This is a genomic window from Leptospira fainei serovar Hurstbridge str. BUT 6 (assembly GCF_000306235.2).
GTDB lineage: Bacteria > Spirochaetota > Leptospiria > Leptospirales > Leptospiraceae > Leptospira_B > Leptospira_B fainei.
The window spans coordinates 220,895-238,261 of record NZ_AKWZ02000003.1 but is presented as its reverse complement, the minus strand read 5'-3'; the positions used below and the strand labels follow the sequence as shown (position 1 = coordinate 238,261).

At 44.8% G+C, this 17,367-nt stretch carries 13 protein-coding genes; 5 read left to right on the top strand and 8 right to left on the bottom strand.

Annotated features, from left to right (window positions below; genetic code table 11):
- The first annotated feature begins 78 nt into the window (after window positions 1-78).
- From folD to LEP1GSC058_RS05165, 5 genes are all read left to right on the top strand, one after another.
- Window positions 79-933, top strand: a complete 855-nt coding sequence (folD, locus tag LEP1GSC058_RS05185; RefSeq protein WP_016548528.1) for a bifunctional methylenetetrahydrofolate dehydrogenase/methenyltetrahydrofolate cyclohydrolase FolD — start codon at window positions 79-81, stop codon at window positions 931-933.
- 16 nt (window positions 934-949) lie between these two features.
- Complete coding sequence (locus LEP1GSC058_RS05180; protein ID WP_016548648.1) at window positions 950-1,915, top strand: acetylxylan esterase; 966 nt, start codon at window positions 950-952, stop codon at window positions 1,913-1,915.
- Entirely contained in the window at window positions 1,912-3,324 is a 1,413-nt protein-coding gene (cysS, locus tag LEP1GSC058_RS05175; protein ID WP_016548419.1) for a cysteine--tRNA ligase, read from the top strand. Before LEP1GSC058_RS05180 ends, cysS begins: the two co-directional genes overlap by 4 nt.
- Entirely contained in the window at window positions 3,321-4,061 is a 741-nt protein-coding gene (gene rlmB / locus LEP1GSC058_RS05170; RefSeq protein WP_016548553.1) for a 23S rRNA (guanosine(2251)-2'-O)-methyltransferase RlmB, read from the top strand. The genes cysS and rlmB overlap by 4 nt, the downstream gene beginning before the upstream one ends.
- Before the next feature lie 106 nt (window positions 4,062-4,167).
- The gene (locus LEP1GSC058_RS05165; protein ID WP_016548471.1) at window positions 4,168-5,307 is read left to right on the top strand and encodes an esterase/lipase family protein; all 1,140 of its coding nucleotides are present in this window, start codon (window positions 4,168-4,170) and stop codon (window positions 5,305-5,307) included.
- A gap of 63 nt (window positions 5,308-5,370) precedes the next feature.
- Here LEP1GSC058_RS05165 and hisF read toward each other — a convergent pair whose 3' ends face one another.
- From hisF to mfd, 8 genes are read right to left on the bottom strand one after another with little or no spacing between them, the layout of a single operon-like run.
- Window positions 5,371-6,138: an imidazole glycerol phosphate synthase subunit HisF gene (hisF, locus tag LEP1GSC058_RS05160; protein ID WP_016548690.1), complete on the bottom strand. Its 768-nt coding sequence runs from the start codon at window positions 6,136-6,138 to the stop codon at window positions 5,371-5,373.
- Entirely contained in the window at window positions 6,135-7,598 is a 1,464-nt protein-coding gene (gene gatA / locus LEP1GSC058_RS05155; RefSeq protein WP_016548584.1) for an Asp-tRNA(Asn)/Glu-tRNA(Gln) amidotransferase subunit GatA, read from the bottom strand. The genes hisF and gatA overlap by 4 nt, the downstream gene beginning before the upstream one ends.
- Entirely contained in the window at window positions 7,595-7,885 is a 291-nt protein-coding gene (gene gatC, locus LEP1GSC058_RS05150) for an Asp-tRNA(Asn)/Glu-tRNA(Gln) amidotransferase subunit GatC (RefSeq protein WP_016548450.1), read from the bottom strand. Before gatC ends, gatA begins: the two co-directional genes overlap by 4 nt.
- A 25-nt stretch (window positions 7,886-7,910) precedes the next feature.
- Complete coding sequence (locus LEP1GSC058_RS05145; protein ID WP_016548517.1) at window positions 7,911-9,326, bottom strand: undecaprenyl-phosphate glucose phosphotransferase; 1,416 nt, start codon at window positions 9,324-9,326, stop codon at window positions 7,911-7,913.
- A 3-nt stretch (window positions 9,327-9,329) separates the two neighbouring features.
- A complete protein-coding gene (locus LEP1GSC058_RS05140; protein ID WP_039948094.1) occupies window positions 9,330-12,272 on the bottom strand; it encodes an LPS-assembly protein LptD in 2,943 nt (980 codons plus the stop codon).
- Window positions 12,273-12,306: 34 nt separating this feature from the next.
- Complete coding sequence (locus LEP1GSC058_RS05135; protein ID WP_016548731.1) at window positions 12,307-13,143, bottom strand: undecaprenyl-diphosphate phosphatase; 837 nt, start codon at window positions 13,141-13,143, stop codon at window positions 12,307-12,309.
- A 35-nt stretch (window positions 13,144-13,178) separates the two neighbouring features.
- Entirely contained in the window at window positions 13,179-13,874 is a 696-nt protein-coding gene (locus LEP1GSC058_RS05130) for a lipoprotein LipL31 (RefSeq protein ID WP_016548588.1), read from the bottom strand.
- Window positions 13,875-13,922: 48 nt separating this feature from the next.
- Window positions 13,923-17,363 carry a transcription-repair coupling factor gene (gene mfd, locus LEP1GSC058_RS05125; protein WP_016548322.1) on the bottom strand — a complete coding sequence of 1,147 codons (3,441 nt, stop codon included), beginning with the start codon at window positions 17,361-17,363 and terminating at the stop codon, window positions 13,923-13,925.
- Window positions 17,364-17,367 lie beyond the last annotated feature (4 nt).

Below are 17,367 nucleotides of genomic sequence, written 5' to 3'. Positions count from 1 at the left end.
TCGTATTTTAGCTCTCCACCATCACTGAAAAGGATTATTTTCGGATGACATTCCGGGCCAAACCGAAATCCTGATTCCATGACTGCGGTACTCCTGGACGGAAAAAAACTCTCTCAAAAAATCAAAGATTCGATCGCGGAAGAAATTCGCGCAATGGTTGCGTCCGGAAAAAAACCGCCCAAGCTAGCCACTATCCTAGTAGGGAATAATCCCGCTTCGGAAACCTACGTTAGTATGAAAGTCAAGGCTTGTCATTCCGTCGGAATGCTTTCCGAAAAAATCGAACTTTCCGAATCAACTTCTACTCAGGAGCTTCTAGCCGTCATCGACCGATTAAATCGGGATCCCGATACCCACGGAATCCTCCTGCAGCACCCGAGTCCCGCGCAAATTGACGAGAGAGCCGCTTTCGACAAAATCGATCTTAAAAAGGACGTGGACGGAGTTACTACATTGTCCTTCGGGAAACTTTCAATGGGTGTGGAAACCTATCTTCCCTGCACTCCTTACGGAATGATTCTTTTGCTCAAAGAATACGGTATAAATCCTGAAGGAAAGAAGGCGGTCGTCGTCGGTCGGTCTCCCATTTTGGGAAAACCTATGGCAATGCTGCTGACGGAAATGAATGCGACGGTTACACTTTGTCATTCCAAAACGAAAGATTTGGAAGAGGTCGTTCGGCAGGCGGATATTGTCGTAGGCGCGGTCGGAAAGCCCGAATTCGTAAAAGCGGCTTGGATCAAGCCGGGAGCGGTTCTCTTAGACGCAGGATATAACCCCGGTAATGTGGGAGATATAGAAATCTCGAAAGCCTGGGAAACCTCCTCTTATTATACTCCGGTTCCGGGCGGCGTAGGTCCTATGACCATCGCTGTCCTATTATTGCAGACCCTCTATTCGGCAAAAGATCACTTTACACCGCCGCTAAAATGAAAACGATGTATCCCTGATGGCTATCAGTTTCGACGAATGCTTCCAGACTTATCCTCCCCTGCAACCTCCGGCCGATCTGGACGATTTTTGGACCGATGCCGTTCGGGAATTGAAAGGCTTTCCGGTTAAAAACCAGACCAAAGCCCTTCTTAAAGGAACCATCTTAAAGGAAACCATTTACGATATCTCCTTCCAATCCTACGGGAATGCGACGTTAACGGGAAGTTTAGTCATCCCGCGAAAACGCGGAGACTTACCCGTATTGGCTTACTTTCACGACTATGCAAAGGATCGCCCTCAAATCATAAAGGGACTTACCGAGGCCGGAGTGGCTCAGTTAATCTTAGATCTTCGGGGACACGGATCCCAGCTTATCCGTCCCGTTTTAAAAGAAGGAGAATTCCCCGATCCTGATTGGACCCCCGGCTACTTCCGTAAGGGATTGGAAGTAAAGGAATCCTTCTTTTTGAAAGCGATGTACCTGGACGTGATCCGCACGATCGAATTTCTCAGGCTAACCGACGGTATCGACGGCGATCGAATTATTTTAGCCGGTAAAGGAATCGGAGCCGCATTAGCCGCATTCGGAGCCGCCAACTCGAATCGAGTAAAAGCAATTATATTAGAAACTCCTAATTTTTGCCATGTCGACGATACTCAATTAAAATTGGGTACCAGCTGGAATAAGGAAATATCGGAACAGTTAGCTCTTTCCAAATCCAAAAAGACGATCCTTCGTAAAAACCTCTCCTACTTTGATACCTTGAATTTTTCCAAGAAAATCAAAGTTCCGACCTTGGTTTCCGTCGGAATGGAGGATCAAGTCTCTCACCCGAAATCCGTCTTTGCGCTTTTCAATCATCTCGTTTGCGATAAACGAATGCAAGTATATCCGACCGAGGGAAACGAAGCAGGGATCATCGGCGATAAACAAAACTTAGCCAACTTAGAATTTGTGAGAGAAATATTATTTCCGGAATGAGAGAAGTCCGTTTTCATAATTCGCTCACTGGGAATAAGGTCCTGTTTTCGCCCGAGGACACGAATCGTGTCAAAATTTACTCTTGCGGTCCGACCGTTTATAATTTCGCCCATATTGGAAATTTACGAGCATTTTTGTTCGTAGATCTACTCCGTCGTTCTCTAAAAGCGCTAGGCTATACTCCGGATATGACGATGAACATAACGGATATCGACGATAAAATCATTCGGGAATCCATCCAAAGAAAGGAAAGCATTCTAGAATTCACTCGCCCTTGGACGGAGGCGTTTTTCCAGGATTTAGAAACAATCGGCATTGAAAGGTTAGAGCATTATCCCAAGGCGACGGACTCGGTTCCCGAAATGGTGGAAATCGTTCACAAACTAAAAGAACGAGGCTTAGTTTACGAGAAGGAAGGGAGCCTTTATTATCCGATTTCAAAATTCCAATCTTACGGAAAGTTATCCCATATCGATGTGACCGGAATGAAAACGGGAACACGTTACGACACCGACGAATATGAAAAGGACGACGTTAGAGATTTTGTTCTCTGGAAATCCCCGAAATTAGAAGGGGAAACCTCTTGGGAGACTGACATTGGCACGGGACGTCCCGGCTGGCATCTAGAATGCTCTGCGATGATTCGAAAAATCTACGGATCCGGAATCGATATCCATACAGGCGGAGTAGACCTGACTTTTCCTCATCATGAAAACGAAATCGCTCAGAGCGAAGGCGCTTATCCTAATGAAGTTTTCGTAAAGTACTGGCTTCATTCCGAACACCTTCTTGTGGACGGGGAAAAAATGTCCAAGTCCAAAGGAAACTTTTACACTCTTCGAGATTTAATTTCGGAAGGAGCCGAACCGAAGGCAATACGATTCCTACTTTTGACGGCCCATTATAGATCCAAATTGAATTTCACATTCGAGCGATTGGAAGAAGCCAGGCAATCCGTACTAAAACTACAAACATGCGTTAATAGGCTTTTGGAAGCGAAACAAATCTCGCAAGATGAAGCGTCGGGCGAACATCCCTTCCCCTACCCTAAACTCTGGGAAGACATGCTAGACTCGTTAGCCGACGATCTAAATATCTCCAAATTTATGGCTTCCGTATATGAAGCCGTAAAAAGCGTTAACCAACGCATAGATAAGCCCGGCTGGGGAAGACTAGAGATAGAGGAAGCCATTCGATTTTTCAAGCAGGTCGATCGAATTTTAGGAGTCCTAAACTTCGATCCTAAATCGGAAACTTTGGATTCCGATATCGACGAGTTAGTGAAACAGAGGCAGGAAGCGCGTAAAAATAAGGACTTTGCGCTTTCCGATAAAATTCGAGATCAACTGCTTGATATAGGAATCATAATCGAGGATACTAAAGAAGGCCTTCGCTGGAGAAGAAAATGAGCAAATCGGACTATATATATGGAAAACGTAATATTTCCGAAAACCTGGCGCGGCATCTTGAAACCGGAACCGACCTGTCCTTTCGGGAAGTCTGGGTCAAAACGAATCCGAATCACGAATTGAGAGAAATACTAGAACAGCTCCCTTCCAATGTGAAAATAAACGAAGTTTCCCTTAGCAGATTGGATCAATTAGCTCCAGGCGTGAATCACCAGGGCATTATTGCGGAAAAAGTTCTTCTTCACACCGGTGATAAAAAATCTTTCGAAGAGCATTTAGAAACTTGTAAAGGACCGATTCTCATTCTGGATCGAATCCAAGATCCGGGTAATCTAGGAAATATTCTTAGAACGGTGGAATGCTTCGGAGTGGAAACGGTTTTGATTCCCGAAAGAGATTCTTCCGGAATCACTCCGGCGGTCGAAAAGACCGCTTCCGGAGCGCTCGCATATTTGAACGTATATCGCGTCGGAAATCTCGCGCAGCTGATAGACAAGCTTAAGAAAAGAAATTTCTGGGTAGTAGCGACCGCCGATCAAGGAGTGGACGATTGGTCTAAGGTACCTGCTTGGGAAGAGCTGGTCATTGTGATGGGGAACGAAGGTGACGGAGTCAAAAGAATTCTATTGGATAAATCCGATTTTGTCCTTCGAATTCCGCTTCACGGGCATATCTCTTCCTTAAACGTAACTGTCGCGACTGGAATTACGTTGGATCGACTTAAAAACAGACCGTAGTTTTGTCATTTTTTGTTTTTCATTTCTTTCCTTGGTCTCGATTCGTAATCCTACCGGGAATTTTACTGCTTGCGGAAAGTTTGTTCGATAGTAACATTATCGAATCATGTTCGGGTCCGTCGTTAAGAACCTTCCTGCACTACTCTTAATTTTTTTCTCCTTTAGCTTTTGCCACATTAACGACCTCAAGGCCCGCTTGAGCCCTCATACTCATAAATCCGATCAGGATAAATTATTAAATTACATTCTATTCGAATATTATACGGAAACGAATCACGCTCTCTATCGTTACATTAATATCTTTAGTCCTGTCGCCGCCACGAAGTCGCAAATCAACGCTGATTTCTTCGGAGATCCTTCGATAGGACAAGTCGCCGGTAAGACTAAATTGATTTTCATACACGGATGGGATTTTACCGAAAGAAATACGGATCCTCCGACGGACAAATACAAGAAGGTCAGCAATTTGCTCGGGACTTGGAATCAGGCGCTGGAGTTCGTCGATAATAATATCTCTAGCGTTTATACGAACTACGAAATATACGTATTCACGTACAGAACTTCCGATTACATCTCCAATAACGGACGTCGTTTAATCGATACGTTAAACGCAAATTTTTCCTCGTCCGATAAGGTGATTATTTTGGCGCATTCGATGGGCGGTCTTGTTTCTCGCGCGGCATTGTACCATCCAAATAATACAAAAAACGTTATCCATAATATCGTTAGCCTGGGAACGCCATATTACGGTTCCCCGTTCTCTTCGCCTCAGTATCAAAGTAACGATCTATCCGCAATCAGTAGCGTCGTAGGATTCGTGACCGGGACGCCCGGCGGAAAGGACCTGGGCTACACGAATGGAGGAACTTTAGGATCAAATCTTTTGCCGGGAGAATATATTTCCAATTCCTATAACGCATATCTGGAAAGTCTTCTCGGTCAAACATCGAAGGATTCCAAAGTATCGGTGTATTACGGTGATTTAGCGGGAAGCTGCTCCGGTCACGATATTATCTATGCGAGTGGATGCACGATCCTGAATTCGACTACGCCGCAATTTCCGAATACGGACGGTATAGTAACGGCCTATTCCGGGCAAATGTACCATAACCCGGTTGCAGGAAGATTCTCTCAATCCGGATTCGATCATTCCCAAATGTCTTTTCGAAATCCCGCCAATCCGTCCAATACTGCCGCCGCACAGGCGTTCTTTACCACCGTAATTACCTATATTAACGGACTTTGATAAAGATTGCCGGAAAAACCTGCGCCGTTCAGATCGGGCATAGCAAAATTAACGATATAAAATTTAAAGCCTAACTTTAATGCCCATTTCTCGCATATTCTCTTTGGTCTCTCGAATCGTATATTCGCCGAAATGAAAGATAGAAGCTGCCAGAACTGCGTCCGCTTTTCCTCGAAGAATCGCTTCCACCATGTGCTCCGGATTTCCGGCGCCGCCGCTGGCTATAATGGGAATCTCAAGATTGGAAGAGAACAGTTTTAATAAATTGATATCAAAGCCTTTTTTCGTTCCGTCGCGATCCATCGATGTTAATAAAATTTCTCCCGCGCCTCTTTCCTGCGCTTCACGGCCCCAGTCTAGAGCCTCCCTTCCGGTCTCGGTTCTGCCGCCGTGGAGAAATATCTCGTGCCGATTTCTTTCTTTATGAAACTTAACGTCGACCGCACATACGATACATTGCGATCCATAAATCTCCGCAGATTCAGTCAACAATTCCGGATGTTGGAATGCGGCCGTATTAATCGAAACCTTATCGGCTCCCTTTTCGAGAACGGCTTTTACGTCCTCTAAAGTTCGTATCCCCCCGCCGACAGTGAAAGGGATAAAAATTCTTTCCGCGACCGCTTCTACTAAATGGATCAAGATGTCTCGTTTATCGCTTGAGGCGGTAATATCTAAAAAACAAAGTTCGTCCGCCAGATTGGCTTCGTATGCTACCGCCGATTCAACCGGGTCACCGGCATCGACTAGATTTACGAAGTTCACTCCTTTTACGACACGGCCGTCTTTAATATCCAGGCAAGGAATGATTCTGGCGGTTAATTCACTCATCTAATCTCTTCCGGAAGAGAAATTTTCAGATTCTCCCAACTAGCAAGGCTTTGCACAAATCCGAAAATTTTGTCTTCGCCTAAGGCGGGAGCCGTCACCTGGAGTCCGATCGGTAATCCTTTCGTATCCGTTCCGATAGGTAAGGATAAGGCAGGAACTCCGGCCAAATTAACGGAGGTTGTTAAGATATCGGCTTTGTACATTTGTATCGGGTCGGAAGTTTTTTCACCGACTTTAAACGCGGTAGTCGGAGAGGTCGGCTGGAGAACCAAATCCACTTTCGAAAAATAATATTCGTATTCTTTTCGAATCAAAACCCTCGCTTTTTGAGCCCGTCCGTAATAGGCATCATAATAACCGGCCGAAAGCGAAAACGTTCCGAGCAGAATCCTTCTCTTCACTTCTTTACCGAAACCTTCGCTTCTACTGGCGATATATAAATCCTCCAACTTTCCGCTGGGGTCTTTCCTTGCTCCGAACCTAATCCCGTCAAAGCGAGATAGATTAGAGGAACATTCGGCGGTCGCAATGATGTAATAGATGGGAATAGCCGACGCTAATTTAGAAAAATCTAATTCGATCAGCTCCGCACCCTTGGATTTCAATTGTCCCAAAACGTCTTCATATGCCTTCGCGACTTCCGCGTCGATTTCCGAGGTCATTTTCATCGTTCCGATTTTCAAGCCGGACAAATTCAAGGATTTTACGATAGAAGAATCGAAGCTGGGAATCTTTCTGGAACTTGAATCTTTAACGTCCTCTCCGGAAATGACCGAATAGACGTCTATGACTCCTTGGATATCTTTAGAAAGAGGGCCGATCTGATCTAGGCTGGAAGCATAAGCGACAAGCCCGTAGCGAGAGACGGTGCCATAAGTAGGTTTCAATCCGTAGATTCCGCACAAAGAAGCCGGTTGACGAATGGAACCTCCAGTATCGGAACCCAACGAGACAGGTACCATCGAAGCCGCAACCGCAGCTGCAGAACCGCCGGATGATCCGCCGGGAATTCTAGTCGTATCGAACGGGTTTGTAGTCACCTGAAAGGCGGAGTTTTCGGTGGAAGAGCCCATCGCAAATTCGTCCATATTAGTTCTAGGAAAAAGAACAAATCCTTTTTGCAAAAGACGATCGACCGCAGTAGCGTTGAACGGGGAACGATAATTTTCCAAAATCCGAGAAGCACAGGTAGTTAACATATCCTTAACGCATATATTATCCTTTATCCCGATCGGAATCCCGTCGAACTCGGATAAAGCCTTTCCGTTTTTCCTTCGCTCCGTGCTCTCTGCAGCAGCGCTCAAAATAAATTCCTTTTCAAGCGATAAGAAGGCTTTTATTTTCGAGTCAGTAGATTCGATTCTTTCTAATAGCGACTTCGCAAGTTCGGAGGAAGTAAATTCGCCCGAATTTAAACCTTTCTTTATTTCGCTATACGTTAATTTCCAAAGAGAATTCATGTTTCAATCACCTGAGGAACGACAAAATATCCGTTTTGAAAGCTCGGTGCGAACGACTCGATTTCTTGTCGAGTCAATCCTTCCTCGACCTTATCCTTGCGAACCGAATTCCCGAAGTTCGGATACAATTCGTCCTCAGTGACGGAACTCACATCGAGTTCTTTTATCGTATCTACATAATTGAGTATTTTATTAAAATCTTGGAGAAACGGTGCGACTTCTTCAGAACGTATTTTCAGTCTAGCCAAGTCGGCGATTTTTTTTAAGGATTCTTCGTTCAAATTCACGAGTACGGGTTCTCCTTTATCCTAATTAGTAGGCGTTTTTGTCCATTACCCCTTTGAACGGAGTAAGTAGAATGATCTTTATGTCCAACCATACGGACCAATTTTCTATGTAGTAGATATCGGCTGCGATTCTTTCGTCTATCGAAGTATCGCCCCTTAGGCCTTTCACCTGTGCCAATCCGGTAATTCCTGCTTTTACGGCGTGCCTGCGCATATAATGCCGATGATCGCTTTTGAATTTCTCCACGAAATGAGGTCTTTCCGGGCGAGGCCCGACGACGGACATATCCCCTAAGAGCACGTTAAAAAACTGAGGGGTTTCGTCAAGGGAGGTCTTTCTCATAATTCGGCCGATTTTCGTGACTCTCGGATCGTTCTGAACGGTCCAAGTAGTTTCCGACTGCCCCCTTTCCTGAACGATCATACTTCGAAACTTAATCATTTTGAAGCTCTTATTGTCCAAACCCACTCTATCTTGGAAATAAAACACGGGACCCTTCGAAGTCAGTTTGATTAGGACTGCCAACAAAAGGTAAAACGGAGAAAATAAAACGATAAACGTCAAGGAGAAAAGGATATCGAAGCTTCGCTTAATAAATCTATTATAACCCAATCGAATCGGAATATTACGAATCGAGATAACCGGCAAACCGTCCATCTCGTCGACTCTACCTTTCGCTTTTATGAATTCTTGAAACCCGGGAATTACTTTTAAATCGATACCTTCAGTATCGCAGGCATCCAGAACGTCGTGCAAAAACTCTCCCTCGTCGTTATTCAAAGCGTAAACGACTAAGTCGGGCTTAACTTCAAGAAGGACTTTTTCTATTTTCTCCGCCTTCCCCAATACCTTCATTTCCTTACGAATCGGTTTAATATTCTTGGACGAGACGTACCCGATAATTTGATATCCGTATATCTGATGACGAAAAACCGAATCCGCAAATCTTGCCGCCGTCTCACGAACCCCGATAACCAGCACCCTTCTAAGATTATAACCTTTACGACGCAGATATCGTAGCAGTTGCCTCGTAATGAAGTGTAGAAAGCTAGTCGAAAAAATATTCGTTACGGCAAATGCCAAAACGAAATATCGGGAAAACCGCTCGCTTCCCAAATCCCCCCTGAAAAAGAAAAGAAGCGAAAGAACCAAAAGCAGATTCAGAAACACTCCGCCGAAGATCGTCAGGAACTCGTCCGCGAACGAAAGGCCCCTGCGAGGATGGTATAAATCGATGGAAAGATAGACCAAGACTTGCGACAGAGAAAGAAGTAGCGAAAGTATAACATAACTTTCCGTTTCGACGTACGCGCGATCCGACCCTGTAGGATCTAGAAAATAAAATCGAAGAACAAATGCGAAAAGGCAGCTCCCGAGCGAGAAAATAACATCCAAAAAGACGAATAATAATTTGAAGGTTTGGCTTCTTTCTTTCAACATACTTTACTCTGAATCGACCCCGTCCAAATAGCCGGCTCTTAAAGGTCGTTTTCTGAACCTGTAAATTCGCATTCTTGTCAACTGAGACGTATCTTCCGTGCCGATCGTCAGGTCCGTCAAGGAAATGGAAAAGAAGATGGATTGGTCGTAAAAAGTGACCTGGCTGGCGGCGTTAGTTCCTCCCGGAACCGAACGCAAATCGCTGCTTACCCCGAGTTTGAAATTCATCGTATGCAAATTATATTTCAAGACTCCCATTACTCGATTTATATTCAGAGCCGTATTTCTTTGAGCCTGTGTCCCATTGATTCCTGTTCCGTTCACTAGGTCTTGACCGATACTCGTTGAATTCATATTCATTGATGTAAACGGGGCCGTCGGATCCTGACTGACTATATATCGTTGGTAATAGTAGTTATCTGTTTGATTCGTATATCTCCAAGGTTCCGTTACCCGAGAATCCAATTCGGCTTCGAATCCCAATTCTCTGGTAATGTCTATATTAGCCTTTATGAAAAATCTATAACTGTCGATCATCTCCGCATAATATACGTGATACCAAGTGCCGCCTGCCTCAAATTCCCGGATATAGCGCAAAAACGGAAGACGAAATCCGCCTAATTTATAGGAAACGGTAAGGTTATTCGAAAGAGGTCGGTGTAACGGTGTATGATAAACGAAGTCGTTATTAAAGAAAAGCCCCGTATAAAAACTCCGTTTTCTCTCGAGCAAACTCCGTTTCCTGCGGCTGACCCCTTCCAGAAAATCGAAATATCCGGCGAATCTGAACACGGTATAATACCATCTTTCCTGGCTCGTAGGTTGCGGTTGGTATCCGGAGGAAAAATTACGAAGATCCCGTACGGTTTTAAGAGAAATTTCAAAATTCTCCAGAGCATAGCTTTCCAAGGAAAGTTCGAGTTCGTGCTGGCGATTCCTCATTAATACCGGGTCCTGTAAATCCGGCTTTTCCGCTTCCAATTTGCGATAGGTCGTGTTGAAAAAGAATACCGGAGCGCCTATACGTAAATTGGTGTTCGTACGAATGTACTGGTAACTATCTCGGGCTAAGCTTCTCTCTAAAGCCGTAAACGTCGTTTGCGAAGTCTGGTTATTGGACGGCAATGCCGCGGATTGCTTTTTAGCTCCGTAGTACACGTTCGGCGCCAAAGAAACGTAACTCCCGAAATTCATGGATGTTCGAAAGCCGGTTTCTCCCTGAATGAATGTTTGGGTCCTTAATAGATTCTCCTTATAGTCTCCGTTAGGATCCTGAAAATTTCCATCGGGAGTCGGAATCTTTAAATTTTGCCGGACCGGAGCGCCGTAAAAGCGAAGTAAGGTGCTTGTTAAATATGTATCCCAATAAACCGGCGTCTCGAAATAAGGAAGTCTTCCTATCTCGGAATTATTCTTGATCGTAACCGAAGGTAAAACGTCAACGGTGGGAAAATAACCGGATTTCGTTTGAGGAGCGAGATTATAGAAGAGCATATTCCTCTTCATATTTACGTTAACGGATAAATCCCCGCGATTTTCGGTATAATCGGCTTTCCATTCTAAGTTGTTGCGAACATATCCGAATCGAACGTCGCGATACGTATATAACGATTGTAAACTATTGCTCGGCTGATAACGGTTTCCGTATTCGTACTCGAATAAGCGATTTGTAAAATTCTCATATTGAATGGAGAAATTTCTAGTTACGTCCTTCTCCGTATTATTCATCTTCGAATTCAGAAAAACTCTACCCTTCAACCAAGGTTCGCTTTTCTTTCCTACGTCAGGATATCCTGCCCAATTCGTTCCCCGATCCACCTCGTTCGTAACGGCGGTCGTACTTATATTAAAGCGATCCTGGAACCCTGAAGTGATCTGATATTCTTTGTGATTCGCATAACCGAGGTCTATTAAATAGTTTAGCGCTCCGCTCTGCTTCCACATTTCCAGCTGAACCGCTTGACCGGTCTTTTCGTAAAAATCAGCGCGAAGTTTATAACCCATCGGCGCCAAAACCCAGGTCGGAATCGTGGACCACTGATAGGAATTCTGCATGAACAGACCCTGGGTATTATTCTTTCCCATTTGAGTCATCCAGCCGTTGCCAAGATTATTCGTGTAGAAAGCCGGAAGCCAAAAAACGGTCGTACCGCCTATCTTAAGTTTGACGTTTGTCGAAAAAGCGGTTCTATCTTCGTAGATAACGACTTTGTTAACCTCGAAAGAATAGTGAGGTTTTTCCGCATTACAGGCGGTGAAATACCCCATCTCGAGCATGTATCGTTTGTCGTCTAATTTCTTGAATTTTTCCCCGAAGAAGTATGCGGGCGCGAGAGTTCCTTTCGTTCGATAAACGACTCCCTTATCCAGTTTATAATCGTAGATAAACTTATCGCCTTCGACTTTCGCCCTGCCGTCATCGTATCGGATTCCGCCTTCCGCATATATCTCCTGCCGATCCGAGTCGACCGAAATAGTCTCCGCCTCGAGATGACCGCTACGAAGTTTGATCCGAACTCTTCCCCGCAGAACTAGAACTCCGTTCTTCGTTTTATCGACTCGTAATAATTCACCTTCGGCCGCATTCTCGATAACCATCGGAGGCTCTTTTTTAGGGCCTTGAGGAATCTGCAGGTTCTCCGGGGCGTTCATATCCTTCTCTTCCAGAGAAGCTTTGAGTCTCTGTCTTTTCGTATAGATAGAACCTTCTCGGGACAACCCTAGATTCTCCAATTGTTCATCGACTTCCCGTTCGGTCAGGGATTCGATCGATTTAGATAAAAGCTTATTGCGGGTCTTAATTACTGATTTTGAGGAATCATCTTCGCCGGATGCAGTGGAATCTGACGTTTGAGGAAGGCGCGACGTGTCCACTCCCTGGGCCCAGGAAACCATGGGTAGAAAAAGCAGCAGAACAAAGGTGCGGATCCAGAGACGCATTCCAATCAAGGCCACAATCTACGGTCCGGCCAGGCCTGCATCAATTTAATTTATAGAATATGAGAACTGCCAAACCCAGAATAACCCGGTAAATCCCGAAGGCATCGAAGGAATGGGATTGTAAATATTTTAAAAACCACCGAATAACCAATATACAAAGTAGAAACGAAGCTAAAAATCCGAAAGCAAGAATAGGCAATGTATCTCCGTTCAGAATATGGCGATATTTGTACAGCTTATATGCGCCCGCGCTCAATAGAACCGGGACGGCCAAAAAGAACGAGAATTCGGCGGAATGTCGAGCGTCTTTCTTCAAAAACCTAGCGGTAACAATCGTTGCCGCCGAGCGGGAAACTCCGGGTATCAAAGCAACACATTGAAAGATGCCGATCAGAATGGCGTCTTTTAGACGAATAGGTTCAGCGTCCCTAATTTGGGAACTTCGACGGAACCAAATCTCGGAAAGCAAAATCAAGACGCCTCCTGAAACCCAGGCCGATCCGAGGATAAGCAGAAGATCCGATCTCGCTTTAATTACGTCCAATTTGCCCTTGAACAGAAATCCGGCGATTAAGATGGGAACACAACCTATAAGGATTTGACTTACAAAGAGAATTCCTTCCGGATTCTTCTCTTTACCGAGCAGATAGTTAACGCTCAATTGCCCGTGTCGCAGAAAGCGATCATGATAGAGCACGATTACGGATAAGATGGCTCCGCTCTGAATAAAGATATCAAATAGGTCGTCAAATTCCCCGCCTTCCGAAAACGGAAAGAAGGAGGAAAAAAGGAATAGGTGTCCCGTAGAGGACACCGGCAGGAATTCCGTAACGGCTTCGATTACGCTACGGATTAATGCGTTGAGGAAAGATTCCAAATTTTACCGCGTGTCTAAATAACACCCCGGAAAATTTACTTAGCTTCGGAGGACTCTTTATTCTCCGTTTTCGCTGTTTCCGGGAATACGATATTTTTGCTTAGGTAGTTTTCCAAATCAAACTTTTCGTTATGTTTGATCGTAACACCTTCTTTCACTCTTTCCAAAACTTTAGGATATACTTCCATGGATCGGCGGCTCTTAATTTGCGCTCTCGCTAAAAGTAGACAGCGATCGATCGGAAGACTGTTCACTTCGGCGTTACGCTTACGCAACTCGGCGCATTCGGTTTGAGCTTCTTCTTCGGATATTTTTATCTTAGATTCGACCTGTTCCGCGATGTATAAATTGGAGATCAATTGCATCTCTTGGAATTTTAAAATTTCCTTAATATCCGCACGCTTAGTAAAACCGCTTTTATCCGCCACGAGCTTGATCATAAGCATCTGACGATAGCGTTCAAAAAACGTTTTCTTCTGGAACTCGTCGCGCAAAGGACGCATTTGTTCCGGAACTTCGGCAGCGTCTTTCGTAATAAAGTCGATAATATTCTTTTTTTCTATGTTCTGCGTGCGACTGAGAGTATCGATGGCAGTTTCATACGCGCTTTCAAAGCCGCCGACAGTGATCTTAGTCCCGTCTATGGACTCGATCACTTGGGTTCCGTCCCCGCATCCGGGAATCAAGGTTAAAATAAAGAGTAAGCTAAGGGAAGATAGTGTCCGTTTCATCGATGGAATTTCCTAAGCAAAAATTAGTGATCAGCATCTGCCCGTCTATTACTTTTTACCTGGCTGCATTTCCGTAAGGAGATAGACTAGATTAGAGAGCTTCTCCTTTTGATTAGCCTTACCGGGGCGAAAAAGTAAAACGTTCGGTTCTCTCGGGTTCATCGTTAAACCCATCTTCGCAGAAATTAAAGTTACAATCTTCTCGTAGCTACCGCGGAAATGCGCCCCGGATTTCATTCGAATTTCTTCACCAACTTCCGCAACGGTTTCGAAACCGATAGCGGATGCAAGAGTCCGAATCTTTTCCAAAAGGAGGAAAGTCTTAGCTTCTTCGGGAGGTTCTCCGAAACGATCCACCATTTCGCTAGTAATTTCTTCGATCTCATCAAGGTCCCGAGCTCCTTCGAACCTCTTATAAAATTCGATTTTCTGCCGGGTATCGGGAATATATGTTTCAGGAATGTAAAAATCGGTTTCTAAATTGATCGCAGTTCTAACTTCGATAGGAATTTCCTCTCCCTTAATCCTTGCGATCGCCTCTTCCAACATACGAACATACAGATCGAATCCGACTTCCATGATGTCGCCCGATTGTTCTTTACCGAGAAGATTTCCCGCGCCACGAATTTCCAAATCCCTCATCGCTACTTTAAAACCGGAACCGAGTTCCTGATATTCGTAAATCGTATTTAACCTCTTTTCTGCATCTTCGGTTACGACGCGATCTCTAGGGAGCAGCAGGTACGCGTAGGCTTTCCGATCGCTTCTTCCGACTCTTCCGCGAATCTGATATAGCTGAGAAAGGCCGAATAAATCCGCCCTCTTGACGATCAGAGTATTTACGTTCGGAATATCGATCCCTGATTCGATGATCGTCGTGGTAACAAGAATGTCATACTTCTTGGCGTAAAAATCCACCAAAGTTTCTTCGATTTCGTCTTCGGTCATTTGGCCGTGCAAAACCCCGATGGAAGCTTCCGGAACAATCTCGTTCAAATGTTTCGTTTCCCGTTCGATCGACTCTACGCGGTTATATAGATAGAAAACCTGGCCGCCCCTCGCCAACTCCTTGCGAATCGCTTCTCTTAGCAAATCCTCGTCCTCTTCCAGAACGTAAGTTTCCACGCTTTGTCGGTTTTTCGGCGGGGTCGCAATGATGGAAAGTTCTCGAATTCCCGTCAAAGCCATATGCAAAGTTCTCGGGATCGGAGTCGCGGTTAAAGTAAGGACGTCCACCAAGTTCTTCAATTTCTTAATGGATTCCTTATGATTTACTCCGAATCTTTGTTCTTCGTCGATAATTAAAAGTCCCAAATTTTTCGGATGAACTGAATTTGCGAGAATTGCATGCGTCCCGACGATCATATCGACTTTTCCCGTGGAAAATCTCTTTAGTACGTCGCGAGTTTCGGCTGCGGTCCGTAATCTGGAGATCAATTCGATCGTAATAGGATAATTTTCAAACCGCTTCTTAATCGTATTATAATGTTGTAAAGCAAGAATAGTGGTAGGTGCAAGCATCAAAATTTGCTTCCCTGCCATAGCAACCTTAAACGCCGCCCGGATAGCGACCTCGGTTTTTCCGTAGCCTACGTCCCCGCATACGAGTCTATCCATAGGCCGAGGAGATTCTAGATCCTTTTTAACCGCCTCGATCGCATCGATTTGATCCGGAGTTTCCTCGTATTCGAACTCGGCCTCGAATTCTTCCTGATATACCGTGTCGGGAGGAAACGCATAACCTTGCAACTTGATCCGATTCGAGTACATTCTAACCAAATCTTCTGCAAGACCTTCGACAGCTTTTTGAACGCGATCCTTGGTCTTCTTCCAAGTGCTTTTACCTAAACTATCGAGCCTCGGTTTTTCGGTGCCGCCTACGAACCGTTGCACCAGAGAAATCTGATCCAATGGCACAAAGAGAGTATCGCCTCCTTGGTATTCCAGCTTTAAGAAATCCCTTTCTTTCCCGCCCGCATTCACCCTTTCGATTTTTAGGAAGCGCCCGACACCGTGATTAACGTGAACGATAAAGTCTCCTTCCTTCAAATCTAGGAAGCTTTGAATCGCTTTACTGTTTTGTTTTTTAAACCTCGTTTTCCGCTTATATTCTCTTCCAAATACGTCGTTCTCGGATAACAGAAGAATTTTCTCTTCCTCCCAAACGAATCCATTTCTAAGTTCCGAAACTACTAGAAATATGTCGGTTTCACCGTTCTTCGCAAAAAGAATTTCCTGCGGTTCGGTCGACTCGGAATTTAAAAGTTTGATTCCTTCCGATTCGAATAAACCTTGCAGACGCTTTGTTTGTGCCTCGAAAGAAGAGGTAAGCACAATCTTCCAGCCGCCCTCTTCGCGAAGTTGAACGATTTTCTCGCGGACTTCCCGAATCTTTCCTTTAAAGGCCGGAGCCTCCTTTAGCGGACAAATCAGATCGTTAGGTTTGGACGGTGGAAGTTGGGAAAAGGAAATACCGGAAACTTTCTCCACTGCCTCTTGTTCTTGTCCGATAGCAAGCAATGCGGACGGAGGTGCGCAGAGTACTTCGTGACTTCGCTTTTCATAGAGCGATTCAAACTCCCTCTTCAGCTGGGCTAATCGTTCTTTTGAATCGTTAGCGGCCGGAAAAATCAAAATCGGGGATTTGGAAAAGTAGGAAAGAAATCCAACGTTTTCGCGCACGAGCGGGACTAGCTCTTCGAAATACGTCCCACCTGAATCGTCCGGGATTTCCGGTAGATGTAACGAAGAATCGGCTTCGGATATTAATCTGCGATATGCGACCTTTTGCTCCTCCGATAAAATATATTCATCGGCAGGCGGTATATAGGCTTCTTTCAATGAAACTAGAGAACGCTGGGTTTCAGGATCGAAAGTGCGAATGGATTCCAATTCGTCTCCGAAAAAATCGATTCGAATCGGTTCCCTAGAAAAGGAAGAAAAAACGTCCAGAATCCCGCCCTTCAGACTGAACTCCCCGAACGCTTCGCAAACGTCTTTTCGACTGTAACCCAATTGCGATAATTCTCGCAAAAGAGAATTCAATTCCAACTCCTGCCCGACTTCCAGGCGAATCGTTCTGCCTTTAAGAGCGGAAGGAGCCGGAAGAGTCTTTAGGAATCCGGCAACGGATGTAAAAATCAGAACTTTCTCCCCGGAAAGAATTTGCGCCAGAGCCTTGATCCGTTCCCGCTTCATTTCCTGAGGATAACGCATGTATTCGTAAGGAAGAACTTCCTGACCGGGAAAATAATAGGATCTCCCTTCTTTTATGAAACTTAACGATTCTCTATGAAGAAATTCGGCCTCAGTATTCGTAGCAACAATCACTACTATCGAATCCTTGCTAAGATCCGCAATGATACTCGATAAAAGGGAGTGCAAAGAGGAAGGAACCGAGCTTATTTTTGAAAGACCCTTCCAAGATTTCTGGATCAGTTGTGCAAGCGGTTGTTTCCAATCCGTTAGTGATGTTTCGATTTTAGGCATAAGT

What these genes read in the sequence shown, in the direction of transcription:
- folD (WP_016548528.1), top strand. Translation starts at nt 79, where the DNA reads ATGACTGCGGTACTCCTGGACGGAAAAAAACTCTCTCAAAAAATCAAA.
- LEP1GSC058_RS05180 (WP_016548648.1), top strand. Translation starts at nt 950, where the DNA reads ATGGCTATCAGTTTCGACGAATGCTTCCAGACTTATCCTCCCCTGCAA.
- cysS (WP_016548419.1), top strand. Translation starts at nt 1,912, where the DNA reads ATGAGAGAAGTCCGTTTTCATAATTCGCTCACTGGGAATAAGGTCCTG.
- rlmB (WP_016548553.1), top strand. Translation starts at nt 3,321, where the DNA reads ATGAGCAAATCGGACTATATATATGGAAAACGTAATATTTCCGAAAAC.
- LEP1GSC058_RS05165 (WP_016548471.1), top strand. Translation starts at nt 4,168, where the DNA reads ATGTTCGGGTCCGTCGTTAAGAACCTTCCTGCACTACTCTTAATTTTT.
- hisF (WP_016548690.1), bottom strand. Translation starts at nt 6,138, where the DNA reads ATGAGTGAATTAACCGCCAGAATCATTCCTTGCCTGGATATTAAAGAC.
- gatA (WP_016548584.1), bottom strand. Translation starts at nt 7,598, where the DNA reads ATGAATTCTCTTTGGAAATTAACGTATAGCGAAATAAAGAAAGGTTTA.
- LEP1GSC058_RS05145 (WP_016548517.1), bottom strand. Translation starts at nt 9,326, where the DNA reads ATGTTGAAAGAAAGAAGCCAAACCTTCAAATTATTATTCGTCTTTTTG.
- LEP1GSC058_RS05130 (WP_016548588.1), bottom strand. Translation starts at nt 13,874, where the DNA reads ATGAAACGGACACTATCTTCCCTTAGCTTACTCTTTATTTTAACCTTG.
- mfd (WP_016548322.1), bottom strand. Translation starts at nt 17,363, where the DNA reads ATGCCTAAAATCGAAACATCACTAACGGATTGGAAACAACCGCTTGCA.